Origin of the sequence: Actinoplanes sp. NPDC051859 (genome assembly GCF_044452725.1) — a bacterium.
GTDB lineage: Bacteria > Actinomycetota > Actinomycetes > Mycobacteriales > Micromonosporaceae > Actinoplanes.
In genome coordinates this window covers 291,280-301,820 of the sequence record NZ_JBITBX010000011.1, presented here as the reverse complement: position 1 = coordinate 301,820, position 10,541 = coordinate 291,280, and the positions used below count along the sequence as shown (strand labels likewise).

Genomic DNA, 10,541 nt, shown 5'->3' with positions numbered 1-10,541 from the left:
AGTGCGGAGAAGGGCTACTACCACTACGGCATGTTCGCTGACCTGCTCGACCGTAAAGCCAAGAACGGACCCACGTTCTACGACTGGGCCACCACGCAGCACGCGGCCAAGCCGTTGATGATTGCTGAGTGGGGTGTCTACCACCGCGTCGGCAAGCGCACCGACAAGGTTGCCGGCTACAACAGTGTGATTCCGGAGCTGGTGAAGCGGCCCAACATCAAGGCCATCGTCTACTTCGACACCGCCAAAGACGACCAAGGCGACCGCGACATCTCCGTCAACTCCACCAACGCCAGCCTCACCGCGTTCAAAATCCTCGCCGCTAACCCGATCTTCAACGTCACGATCAGCTGACCACACCACGACACAGGCCGCCCGGCACACCACCGGGCGGCTTTGTCGTGCACCCGACGTCCACGCATTTCGTACCCGCACGGGCGAAGCGAAGGTGGAGTCGGATGTTTTACCGTGGTCCTCTCCGGGCTGGAGATCGGGTTTGTTCGTCGTGACGGGCCGGCATCGCAGGGAACGGGAGCCCAGTTCGTGAAAACGACGCCGATGTGGCGGCACAGCGTGGACCGATGCGACGGCCGGGCCACGGTCGCCCTGACCGGGGAGCTTGACGTCTCGGTGCGGGACGACCTGCGTGCCCTGCTGCTGAGCGAGATCACCCGGACGGGCACGAAGCGCGTGGAGGCGGACCTGAGCGGGGTCACCTTCATGGACTCGTCCGCCATCGGCAGCCTGGTGACGGCCCACTCCGTGGCGTACGACCATGGGAATCAGTTCCTGGTCGCCAATGCCAGCCACCGGGTACGCCGAGTGCTGGAGATCACCGGGCTGTTCGAGGTACTGACCGTGCACTGAGGCATGCCCTCAGCCCGGCGGCTGCACCACCCGGGGAGTGACAGCGACAGTCGTTCCGTCTGCACCGGACGTGATCGACAGGATCTGCGCGGTGTGTTCCACCAGCCACAGGCCGAGACCTCCGGAAGCCGTCAGCGTGGGCCGGGTCGGCCGACCCAGGAAGCGGGTCACGTCGAAGCCACGGCCCTGGTCCCGGACCTGACAGCGGAGCCGGTCGGCGGCAACCACCAACGTCAACTCCGCGGTGGGACTGCCGTGTCGCACGGCGTTGTTGGCCAGCTCGTTGACCGCCATCACCCAGTCGGTGAGGTCATCGCCGTCCAGGCCCCGGACCGCCGAGTGTTCGCGCACCCGTACGCGCACATCGTCGAGTTCGTGCGCCGTGAACCGCATGGCGAAGAGCACTGCGGGGGCAGTCACGTCGGACACGTTAGACCCTTTGCCATACAGCAACAAAACCGGTTCGCCCCGACTGGCTGAACGCACACCCGGACTGCAACCCGCGTGGGTGCTGAGCGGCACCCTGCCTCGCCCAGGCTGAGGGCCGACTACCGACGAGGGTTGAACGGTCCTACAAGGTCCTGTCGCCGACGTCGCTCCGGTTCACCACGCCCGCGCGGGCTGCCGGCCAGGTCGATATCACCGTCGTCACCCCGTACGGGACCCGCGCAGAAGACCGGCACCTGGGTGAACGTCCTGGTGACGACGCCCGGTGGGCAGAGTCTCGCCAGCGATCTGACCGACTTCCGCTATGTGGCACCGCCGAAGGCGACGGTGACCGCCCTCTCGACCCACCAGGGCAAGCTCAAGGCGGCAACCACGGTTGTCGTGACCGGTGCGAACTTCACCGGCACCACGGCGGTGACAGTGGCCGGGACCAAGGCCAAATTCAAGATCATCTCATCGACCCGGCTGACCATCACCGTCCCGGCGCGCCAAGGCGACCGGTCACGTCATCGTGACCAACGCCGGAGGCACCAGCGACACGGCCGGAGAAAGCACACTCTTCACCTGGGCCTGATTTCGCTGCCGCTCAGGCGGCCGGGCCGGCTTCGGATCGGGAGATCTCAGAAGCCGGCCCTGTTGTCTGCCCGGGGGTGACGGGGTCGCCGGAAACTGAGGGAAGATTTCCTGCGGCCGGATGTCGAGAATCGGCGACCGGCATCGTCCCCGGTGTGTACGCGGCCCCGACGGCCGCACCGAGAGGAGCCCAGTCATGGCGAAGTACCTGCTGCTCAAGCACTACCGCGGTGGACCGACCCCGGTCGTTGCCTTGGAGCCCATGGACAAGTGGACGCCCGCCGAGATCGACGCCCACCTGAAGTACATGCATGACTTCGCGGAAAAGCTGAAGGACACCGGCGAGTACGTGGACGGCCAGGCGCTGTCGCCCGAGGGCACGTTCGTGCGGTACGACGGCCCGGGCAAGCCGCCGGTCACCGACGGCCCGTTCGCGGAGACCAAGGATGTCATCGCCGGCTGGATGGTGATCGACGTGGACACCTATGAGCGTGCCCTGGAGCTCGCCGGGGAGCTGTCCGCCGCGCCGGGGCCGGGCGGTACGCCGATCCACGAATGGCTCGAGCTGCGCCCGTTCTACGACACCGTTCCCACGGTCACCGAGTAAGCGGCGGCCGGCTGTGGAGGAGGCTGCGCTGCGGGAGCTCATCCCCGCGGTCACCGGTGTGCTCGTCCGTCGTGGAGCTGACTTCGCGACGGCCGAGGACGCCGTCCAGGAGGCGTTGATCCGCGCGCTGGACAGTTGGCGCGCGGAGCCGCCAGCGGATCCGAAAGCCTGGTTGATCGCGGTTGCGTGGCGCAGGTTCCTCGACACGGTGCGAGCGGAGTCAGCGCGGCAGGCCCGCGAACTGCGAGTGGAGGCCGAGCCGCCACCGGGTGTGGCGGCGACGACGGACGACACCTTGCAGCTCTACTTCCTGTGTGCCCATCCGTCGCTTACTGCGGCTTCCGCGGTCGCGTTGACCCTTCGTGCGGTGGGGGGCCTGACGACGCGGCAGATCGCCGACGCCTACCTGGTGCCCGAGGCGACCATGGCCCAGCGGATCAGTCGGGCGAAGCGCACCCTGTCGGGCGTGCGCTTCGCCGAGCAGGGCGATCTCACCACCGTTCTGCGGGTGCTCTACCTGGTCTTCAACGAGGGTTACAGCGGCGACCTGGACCTCGCCGAGGAGGCGATCCGGCTTGCCCGGCAGGTGGCGGCGCTGACCGCCGACGAGGAGGTTTCCGGCCTGCTCGCCCTGATGCTGCTGCACCACGCCCGCCGCGACGCACGGACGACGCCGGAGGGCTCGTTGGTGCCGCTGGCCGAGCAGGACCGGTCCCGATGGGACACCACGTTGATCACTGAGGGCGTGACGATCCTGCAAACCGCACTGGCCCGCGACCGGCTGGGCGAATATCAGGCGCAGGCCGCCATCGCCGCCCTACACGCCGACGCGCGCACCGCGGACGAGACCGACTGGGTGCAGATCGTCGAGTGGTACGACGAACTGCACCAGCTCACCGACAGCCCCGTCGTACGCCTCAACCGGGCCGTAGCGGTGGGTGAGGCGGACGGACCACTCGCCGGGTTGGCCGCGCTGGAGCAGGTGGATGCGGCGGTCCCCCGCCGGATTGCGGTCGAGGCGCACCTCCGCGAGCGAGCAGGCGAGCTGGACCGCGCAGCCCGCCTGTATGCGGACGCCGCTCGAGCCGCGACCAACCTCGCCGAGCGGGATCACCTCACCCGCCGAGCCGCACGGCTGCATCAACAACGTGTCAACGGACCGGGCTGAGCCGGGGGTCGAGAATGGCCGTCAGGACCGCTCGGGTCCGGTCGCGGAGCCAGGCGTGAGCGGTGTCCGTGTCGAACCGCTGGTGCCAGGTGCCGATGATCGGTAGGGGCGGCAACACCAGCGGCGCGGGGAGTGGCTCGGCGGCCAGACCAAAGGCCGTGATCAGCGGGCGGCACATCACCTTCGGCGCGGTTACAACGGCGTCGCTGCACCCGGCAATGTGCAGGGCAGTCGCGGTGGAGCCGACCGCCGCCTGGACCTGGCGATGTAAGCCTTGCGCGGCGAGCAGGTCGTCCACCGGGTCGGTCAGCCGGCCCCGGCGGGAGACGAGCACGTGCGGCTGGGCTGCGTACGACGCGAGGTCCAGGCGTCCGGCGTACGGATGAGCAGCGCGCAGGACCACCACGAAGCGGTCGTGACCCACGGTTTCGGTCCGAATCTCGGGGAGGTCGGGGGCGTCGGCGCCGATCGCGAGGTCCACCCGGCCGTGCCGCAGGTCGTCGGTGTCGGCCGCGGCTTCGGTAAGGAACCGCAGCCGCACGCCGGGGGCCTGCTCGGCGATTGCCGTCAACAACGGCGGGGCGAGTGCCGCGGATAGGGCGTCGTGGCATTGCAGGGTGAAGGTGCGTTCCAGTGTCGCCGGATCCAGGTCGCGGCGCGGCTGGAGCACGGTGTTCGCCTGCCGGACCAGCTCGCCGACCTGTTCCTGGACCGCGAGGGCGTACGGCGTCGGCGTCATGGTCCGGCCGGTGCGCACCAGGATGTCGTCGCCGGTCAGCTTGCGGATCCGACCGAGGGAACGGCTGATCGCCGGTGACGACAGGTGCAGTCGTTCCGCTGCCCCCATCACGCTGCCTTCGGTGAGCAGGGCATCCAGCGTGGTCAGGAGGTTCAGATCCAATTGCATGGCGGTAAACTTTACCTTATCAAGAGTGCACTGGACTTATCTAAAAGAGCGATCAAGACTCGATGCATGAGCAACGAACTGATCGCCAGCACGACAAACCTGGTGCGCGAAGCGGGCGCCCGCCTTCTGGACCGCTACTCCCCCTGCAACCGCGTCACGACCCGGACCGAGCTGTTCGCCGCCCTGCGCCGCAATGACGAAGCCGTCACCGACCTGCTGCGGCCCGCCCTGCTCGCGGCCCTGCCCGGGTCCGGCTGGGAGGAGGACGAGCACGCAACCGGCCCGATCGCCGGCGGTGCCCGGTGGGTCGTCGATCCGGTCGGCGGCAACCTCAACCTGGTGCATGGCATGACCGACTGGAACATTGGCGTCACCTTGGTCCGCGACGGCCGACCCGATTTCACCGTGCTCTACGTCCCGCTTTCTGGGGAAATGTTCACGGCTACAGCCGGCGGCGGCGCTTTCCTGAACGATCACCGCACCACTGTTTCCGCGAAGACCGACCTTGCCGTCGCCCTGACCGGCACCGGTCAGGCCCGCCCCGGCCACGCGGCGCCGCTGGCCCGGCGGGTCGGCGCCGCGATCACCGCGATGCAGCAACACGCTCTCTACGTCCGTGCGTCGGTGCCGGTGGGACATCAGCTCGCCCAACTGGCCGCCGGGCGGATGGATGTGCACTGGCAGTTCGAGAACGTCCGCTCCCACATCGGACCGGTGCTGCTGGTCCGGGAGGCCGGCGGCATCGTCACCGACCTCGACGGCAAGCCGTGGGACATCGCCAGTTCCGGTTACGTCGCTGCCGCTCCCGGCGTGCACGCCGCCGCCTTCGAGATCGTGGGGACCAACTGACATGCGCATCGCCGTCCTCGGCGCCACCGGCGCCACCGGAAAACTGATGATTGCTGCGGCACTCGACCGGGCTCTGCCGGTCACGGCGCTCGCCCGCCGGCCGGAGCGCGTACCCGTCCGGCCTGGGCTCACCGTCGTCGCCGCAGACGTTCGGGACCCTGGCTCGATTGCCGCCGCCCTCACAGAGACGGATGTGCTGCTGTCCGGGCTCGGCACCAGCAACAGCTCCGGCACCGGTACGCTCACCGCCGGCGCGCAGGCAGTCGTCGCCGCCGGTGTGGAGCGGATCATCTGGTTGGGCGCGCTGGGAACCGGCCCGTCTGCCGCTGCGGCCGGAGCGTTGACCCGGGCGATGCTCGGCGTCCTGATGCGCCACGAGCTACCCGACAAAATCGCAGCTGACGCCGCGGTGCTCGCCGCGGGCGGCACCGTTTTCCATGTCGGTCCTATGACCGCCGGACCGGACGCGCCAGACCGGCAGACCCGTTCCTTGGAACAGGCGCCACGGCGACTCTTCCCGCGCGGAGTCAGCCGGGCAACGGTCGCGGCGGCGATGGTGGATGAGGCCGTTCACCACCGGTTCCCCGGCCAGATCGTGACCGTAGTCTGATCCGCGGGGGTGTGAGATGGGGAATCGGTTCAGTGGTGGCGGCCGTGAGCTGTCGCTGAGCAACAGTGCCACCGACGTTTTCCAGTCGGTCCTGCAGTTCGCTCTGTCCGACCTCGCGCAGACGCCCTGGGAACTGGCCTTCGCCCGCTGGTTCGCGCTGCACGACCAGAACCTGTCCGGGCGCGGCACGGTCGGCTTCGACCTCGCCGAGGTGCCGTGGGACCCGGCCCAGTCGGGGACGCAACGGCAGTTTCTGGTCGACGCCATCGATCGGGCACTCACCCGCTACCGGTGGGATGAGCTGTGCTACGACCCGCCGCACGCCGCGGAGTACCTGCGAGAGTTCCGCGGCGTCGTCGCTGCGTTCGAGCCGGTCAGCACGCACGACGGGCCGGGCATAGGTTGGCCGGCGGCAGACGAGTGGGAGGCACGGTGCGAGCGGCATGCGGTGCATTGCTCCGACCTGGGCCGGTGCCGCGTCTGCGAAACCTGCCCAGAGCCGTGAAGGGCCTGGCCGGGAACCGTCAGCGGGTCAGGCAGCAACCGGGGTGCGGTCGGTCGCCAGTTTGACCGCTATCAGGCCGAGCGCGGTACCCGTCACATACCGCTGGACGCGCAGCCAGCTCGGGCGCCGGGCCAGGAAGACCGCGATCGTTCCCGCCGCCAGCACCAGCAGCCCGTTGACCAGCAGACTGACCACGATCTGCGTGCCGCCGAGCAGGAAGCCCTGTGCCACCAGGTGCCCGGCCTGCACGTCGATGAACTGGGGAATGAGGGCGGCGTACATGAGGGCAGCTTTGGGGTTGAGCAGGTTGGTCAGCAGCCCCATGACGAACAGCCGGCGGCCGGAGTCCGGTGGCAGGTCGGCCGGGGCGAACAGGGAGCCGGCTCCCGGGCGCAGCGCCTTGATCGCCAGCCAGCCCAGGTAGGCGGCACCGGCCAGCTTGATGGCGGTGTAGAGCTGCGGCACGGCGGTGAACACGACCGACAGCCCCAAGGCTGTCGCGGCGACATAGCAACCGAAGCCGACTCCGACGCCGATGAGCGAGATGAAGCCGGCGCGGCGGCCCTGCGTGATGCTGCGCGACACCACGTACATCATGTTCGGGCCCGGCGTGAGCACCATGCCCAGCGCGACCATGGCGACCCCGAAGGCGGCTCCTGCAGTGATCATGAGCTGACGCTGGCACGTCCCGCCTTCGGCGCGGAAGAGCCAAAACTTCGGCGGTGGCCTACGGACAGGAAACATTCGTATTCGCAGAGGTGATCCGCAGCGCCAAATGTTACGTACTTTCGGGCACCAGGAAACATCCACGGCAATGGGTGGAGGCTCACGTGCGCACCGTCGATCACAAGTTTCGGTGGCGCCGCCACGCACGGAACGTGGCTCTCATCGTCGCTGCGCTGGTATTCCTCGACCCGCAGGGAGCCAGCGCTGTCGAGCCCGGCGTCCCGGATCCGCCGAGCGGGTTGCTGACCGACCGCGGGCGGGGCGACGTCGCCGAAGCGGACCGCGACTTCGCCACGAAGGTCCGCCTGGCCGGGCTGTGGGAAATCCCCGCCGGTGAGATGGCCCAGGAGAAGTCGAACGATCCTCGGATCAAGTCCATCGGCAAGGACATCGCTGAGCAGCACGGCGTACTGGACAAGCTGGTCCGGGACGCGGCGAAGAAGCTGGACATCGCGCTGCCGGCCAAGCCCAACGCGGATCAGCAGGGCTGGCTCGACGAGATGGAGGCGGCCGAGGGCGAGGAGTTCGACCAGATCTACATCGATCGACTGCGGGCAGCGCACGGCAAGATCTTCCCCGCTATCGCCACGATTCGGGCCAGCACTCGCAACGACACGATCCGTAAGCTCGCCCAGCGCACCAACCAGTTCGTCATGACCCACATGACACTGTTGGAGAGCAGCAACATCGTCGACTTCGGCGCGCTGCCGACCGCACCGGCACCGAACGCCGCGGCACCCGGGCCGGCCGGCACCGCACAGTTGGCGTCCGCGAACGCCAGCACGCCAGCCATCGGCGGGACACCGGTGCTCGCCCTGCTCATGGTCGCCCTTGCGAGCGCGGCCGTCACGGTCTTCGTCGTGCGCTACACGACGGGCAACTCCCGGCGGCCTTCCTACCGGCGACGCAGCAGGTATTCCTGACCGCACATCATCGGGTGATGCCGAGCGTCGCGATCAGGTCCTCGTGCAGCTCGAACCAGACCCGGTGGCACGAGTCGACCTCGACGCCGGTGATCCAGGACGGATCACCGGCAGCGCGGGCGGCGGCCGCGGCGAACCGCGTGTGATAACCGCCGAACCGCGCCAGCTGGGCAACCAGGTCGTGCTCGATGCCGCGGAGTTCCTCGGCCAGGCTGCCCCACCAGCCAACGGCAGCGGACGGCTGATCCAACTGCCACGCGGTGAAGGCCGCGAGCGCTTGGCCGTTGAGGGGCAGGAACTGATCGTGGACGGTGGCTACGGCCTTCCGCGCGGCCGTTTGGTCCAACTCCGCACGGAGCTGCGCCTCGTTCCGGGTACGCCCCCGGTCGGTGAGTGACCAACCGGTCAGCCCCGCGAAGGACGACTTGCCGACCCACCCGTACGCCTGTGCGTCGAGCAGGTCCTCGCCGGTCTGGTCCGGATCGAGGTCGAACCGGGCGGCGAGGGCGGCGGTGTCCGCGAACCCCTTGAGCCGTACCGCGTGCAGCACGAGCAGGTCGGTGGCTGAAGAATGAGTCATTCGTCCTGCTCCACGATGCCGAGGGTGCCGTCGACCACGACGGGCGCGTCGTCGGTCAGCCGGTCCAATGCCCGCGCAGCGCCGACGACGGCCGGGATGCCGTACTCCCGGGCGACGATCGCCGCGTGGCTGAGAATACCGCCGGTCTCGGTGACGACGGCCGCGGCGAGCCGGAACAGCGGCGTCCAGGCCGGGTCGGTGCTCCGACACACCAGCACATCACCGTGGCGTACGCGGGCGAAGTCGTCGACCGACCGCACCAGCCGGGCGGGGCCGCGGGCCCGGCCGGGACTGCTGGGCACGCCGGCAACCATGTTCACGAGCTTGCCTGGTTTCTCATCAGAATGACGGTATACCGGCAAGGACATTGACGTTCGTCACAGTGTTACTTAGCGTCTAGGCACGCACTCCCCTCCGCGCGAAAGGGCGCCACCATGCTCCGTGGAGTACGCCGTACGACGCTCGCCATCACCGCGCTCCTGCTGCTCGCCGTCGCCGCCGCCCCGGCCACGGCACACGACCCGGGCACCCCCGAGGGCAAGGCCGAGCAGGCCGAGATGCTCCGCATCTACGAACCCATGTGGCGCAGCGGGGAACGCATCGCCGGAGCGCCGTTGAGCTGCATCGACGGTAAGGTCGACAAGTACCCGTGCAAGAACGTCGACCTGCTCAGCTTCCTGCCGCAGTCCGAGCTCGGCGGCGGCGGATCCTCCAGCATGTGGTACTGGACGGACACCAGCGACGACAACGAATACGTCCTGTACTGCCGCTCCAACGGCGTGTCGTTCGTGAACGTCACCGACCCGGTCAACCCGCGCTATGTCGGCAACCTGCCGGCCGCCAATGGCACTAATTCCTCCTGGTGCGATATCCGCACCTACCGCAACTACGCCTACATCGGTAAGGACTCGGTCTCGCACGGCATTCAGGTCTTCGACCTCACCCGCCTGCGCGGGCTGACCACGACGCAGACCTTCACCCCGGACGCGCATTTCACCGGCCTGACGAACAGCCACACCCTGTGGATCAACCAGTCCACCGGTTTCCTGTACGTCTCCGGCGCGAACACCTGCCGCAAGGGCCTGACGATCTACGACATCTCGACGCCGCTCACCCTGCGGCTGGCCGCGTGCTACGACCGCGAGGTCTACTCGCACGAGTCCATCGTGGTGAACTACGCCGGCCCCGACACCCGGTTCACCGGGCGGGAGATCGCCTTCAACTACACCGGCCAGGGCCGGCGGTTCCAGATCCTCGACGTGACCGACAAGGCGAACATCAAGGTCCTGTCCAGCGTCACCCACCCCGGCGCCAGCTTCATCCATCAGGGCTTCGCCACCAGCGACTACAAGCACATGATCGTCAACGACGAGACGATCAGCACTCGCGGCGGCAGCCCGGACTTCGTCTACAACATCGAAAAGCTCGACGCCGCCCGCTACGTGGGCAAGGACGTCGCCACCCGCGGCACCTTCGTCAACCACAACGGTTACACGGTCGGCAACCGGCACTTCCAGGCCTCGTACCGTGGCGGTCTGCGGATCCTCGACACCACGAACGTCGCCTCGGCCAAGCTGCCGGAAGTGGGCTTCTTCGACACCGATCCGGCCTCCAACGCCAAGGGCTTCAGCGCCACCTGGATGGCCCTGCCGTTCCTGAAGAACGGCGTGGTCGCGGTCCAGAGCATCGGCGTCGGCCTGTACCTGGTGCGGCCGACCGGCGCGGCGGCCGTCCGCTGAGCACGCCACCACCCCGATCCGACCGGCAGCGCCGCCGCCT

Annotated in this window: 14 protein-coding genes and 1 pseudogene; 10 read left to right on the top strand and 5 right to left on the bottom strand. The window is 68.4% G+C overall.

The annotated features are described in order from the left end of the window. A pseudogene (locus tag ACIA1L_RS26600) lies at window positions 1-354 on the top strand (hypothetical protein); the annotation flags it as partial. Window positions 355-543: 189 nt separating this feature from the next. Beyond that, the gene (locus tag ACIA1L_RS26595) at window positions 544-867 is read left to right on the top strand and encodes an STAS domain-containing protein (RefSeq protein ID WP_396075669.1); all 324 of its coding nucleotides are present in this window, start codon (window positions 544-546) and stop codon (window positions 865-867) included. Window positions 868-876: 9 nt separating this feature from the next. On the opposite strand, the gene ACIA1L_RS26590 is transcribed toward ACIA1L_RS26595, so the two are convergent. After that, a complete protein-coding gene (locus tag ACIA1L_RS26590) occupies window positions 877-1,287 on the bottom strand; it encodes an ATP-binding protein (RefSeq protein ID WP_396075668.1) in 411 nt (136 codons plus the stop codon). A 354-nt stretch (window positions 1,288-1,641) separates the two neighbouring features. Here ACIA1L_RS26590 and ACIA1L_RS26585 point away from each other — a divergent pair, with 354 nt between their 5' ends. The 3 genes from ACIA1L_RS26585 (at window position 1,642) to ACIA1L_RS26575 (ending at window position 3,662) form a co-directional block, all read left to right on the top strand. Further along, window positions 1,642-1,968, top strand: coding sequence for an IPT/TIG domain-containing protein (locus ACIA1L_RS26585; protein WP_396075667.1), 327 nt, complete (start codon window positions 1,642-1,644; stop codon window positions 1,966-1,968). A gap of 115 nt (window positions 1,969-2,083) precedes the next feature. After that, window positions 2,084-2,494, top strand: coding sequence for a YciI family protein (locus ACIA1L_RS26580; protein ID WP_396075666.1), 411 nt, complete (start codon window positions 2,084-2,086; stop codon window positions 2,492-2,494). A 13-nt stretch (window positions 2,495-2,507) separates the two neighbouring features. Beyond that, on the top strand, window positions 2,508-3,662 hold the full coding sequence (locus ACIA1L_RS26575; protein ID WP_396075665.1) for an RNA polymerase sigma factor: 1,155 nt from the start codon (window positions 2,508-2,510) through the stop codon (window positions 3,660-3,662). Here the strand turns inward: ACIA1L_RS26575 and ACIA1L_RS26570 are convergent. Further along, window positions 3,646-4,569: a LysR family transcriptional regulator gene (locus ACIA1L_RS26570; protein ID WP_396075664.1), complete on the bottom strand. Its 924-nt coding sequence runs from the start codon at window positions 4,567-4,569 to the stop codon at window positions 3,646-3,648. The two genes, ACIA1L_RS26575 and ACIA1L_RS26570, sit on opposite strands and share 17 nt — an antisense overlap. Window positions 4,570-4,635: 66 nt before the next feature. On the opposite strand from ACIA1L_RS26570, the gene ACIA1L_RS26565 reads away from it, so the two are divergent. From ACIA1L_RS26565 to ACIA1L_RS26555, 3 genes are read left to right on the top strand one after another with little or no spacing between them, the layout of a single operon-like run. Then, window positions 4,636-5,418, top strand: coding sequence for an inositol monophosphatase family protein (locus tag ACIA1L_RS26565; RefSeq protein WP_396075663.1), 783 nt, complete (start codon window positions 4,636-4,638; stop codon window positions 5,416-5,418). A 1-nt stretch (window position 5,419) separates the two neighbouring features. Next, complete coding sequence (locus ACIA1L_RS26560) at window positions 5,420-6,028, top strand: NAD(P)-dependent oxidoreductase (RefSeq protein WP_396075662.1); 609 nt, start codon at window positions 5,420-5,422, stop codon at window positions 6,026-6,028. 16 nt (window positions 6,029-6,044) lie between these two features. Further along, window positions 6,045-6,533 (top strand): hypothetical protein, encoded by a 489-nt coding sequence (locus tag ACIA1L_RS26555; protein WP_396075661.1) that lies wholly within the window; start codon window positions 6,045-6,047, stop codon window positions 6,531-6,533. A 27-nt stretch (window positions 6,534-6,560) separates the two neighbouring features. On the opposite strand, the gene ACIA1L_RS26550 is transcribed toward ACIA1L_RS26555, so the two are convergent. Continuing rightward, the gene (locus ACIA1L_RS26550) at window positions 6,561-7,202 is read right to left on the bottom strand and encodes a LysE family translocator (protein ID WP_396075660.1); all 642 of its coding nucleotides are present in this window, start codon (window positions 7,200-7,202) and stop codon (window positions 6,561-6,563) included. Between the two features lie 161 nt (window positions 7,203-7,363). Here ACIA1L_RS26550 and ACIA1L_RS26545 point away from each other — a divergent pair, with 161 nt between their 5' ends. Continuing rightward, entirely contained in the window at window positions 7,364-8,182 is an 819-nt protein-coding gene (locus tag ACIA1L_RS26545; RefSeq protein WP_396075659.1) for a DUF4142 domain-containing protein, read from the top strand. A gap of 7 nt (window positions 8,183-8,189) precedes the next feature. On the opposite strand, the gene ACIA1L_RS26540 is transcribed toward ACIA1L_RS26545, so the two are convergent. Both ACIA1L_RS26540 and ACIA1L_RS26535 read right to left on the bottom strand, forming a co-directional pair. Continuing rightward, a complete protein-coding gene (locus ACIA1L_RS26540) occupies window positions 8,190-8,762 on the bottom strand; it encodes a transcriptional regulator (protein ID WP_396075658.1) in 573 nt (190 codons plus the stop codon). Then, window positions 8,759-9,064: a PEP-utilizing enzyme gene (locus ACIA1L_RS26535; protein ID WP_396075657.1), complete on the bottom strand. Its 306-nt coding sequence runs from the start codon at window positions 9,062-9,064 to the stop codon at window positions 8,759-8,761. Before ACIA1L_RS26535 ends, ACIA1L_RS26540 begins: the two co-directional genes overlap by 4 nt. Before the next feature lie 132 nt (window positions 9,065-9,196). On the opposite strand from ACIA1L_RS26535, the gene ACIA1L_RS26530 reads away from it, so the two are divergent. Beyond that, window positions 9,197-10,501 (top strand): choice-of-anchor B family protein, encoded by a 1,305-nt coding sequence (locus tag ACIA1L_RS26530; RefSeq protein WP_396075656.1) that lies wholly within the window; start codon window positions 9,197-9,199, stop codon window positions 10,499-10,501. The last annotated feature ends 40 nt before the right edge of the window (window positions 10,502-10,541 follow it).

Excerpts from the sequence above, each read along its gene's own strand:
- ACIA1L_RS26580 (WP_396075666.1), top strand. The coding sequence starts at position 2,084 with ATGGCGAAGTACCTGCTGCTCAAGCACTACCGCGGTGGACCGACCCCG.
- ACIA1L_RS26570 (WP_396075664.1), bottom strand. The coding sequence starts at position 4,569 with ATGCAATTGGATCTGAACCTCCTGACCACGCTGGATGCCCTGCTCACC.
- ACIA1L_RS26565 (WP_396075663.1), top strand. The coding sequence starts at position 4,636 with ATGAGCAACGAACTGATCGCCAGCACGACAAACCTGGTGCGCGAAGCG.
- ACIA1L_RS26560 (WP_396075662.1), top strand. The coding sequence starts at position 5,420 with ATGCGCATCGCCGTCCTCGGCGCCACCGGCGCCACCGGAAAACTGATG.
- ACIA1L_RS26555 (WP_396075661.1), top strand. The coding sequence starts at position 6,045 with ATGGGGAATCGGTTCAGTGGTGGCGGCCGTGAGCTGTCGCTGAGCAAC.
- ACIA1L_RS26550 (WP_396075660.1), bottom strand. The coding sequence starts at position 7,202 with ATGATCACTGCAGGAGCCGCCTTCGGGGTCGCCATGGTCGCGCTGGGC.
- ACIA1L_RS26540 (WP_396075658.1), bottom strand. The coding sequence starts at position 8,762 with ATGACTCATTCTTCAGCCACCGACCTGCTCGTGCTGCACGCGGTACGG.
- ACIA1L_RS26530 (WP_396075656.1), top strand. The coding sequence starts at position 9,197 with ATGCTCCGTGGAGTACGCCGTACGACGCTCGCCATCACCGCGCTCCTG.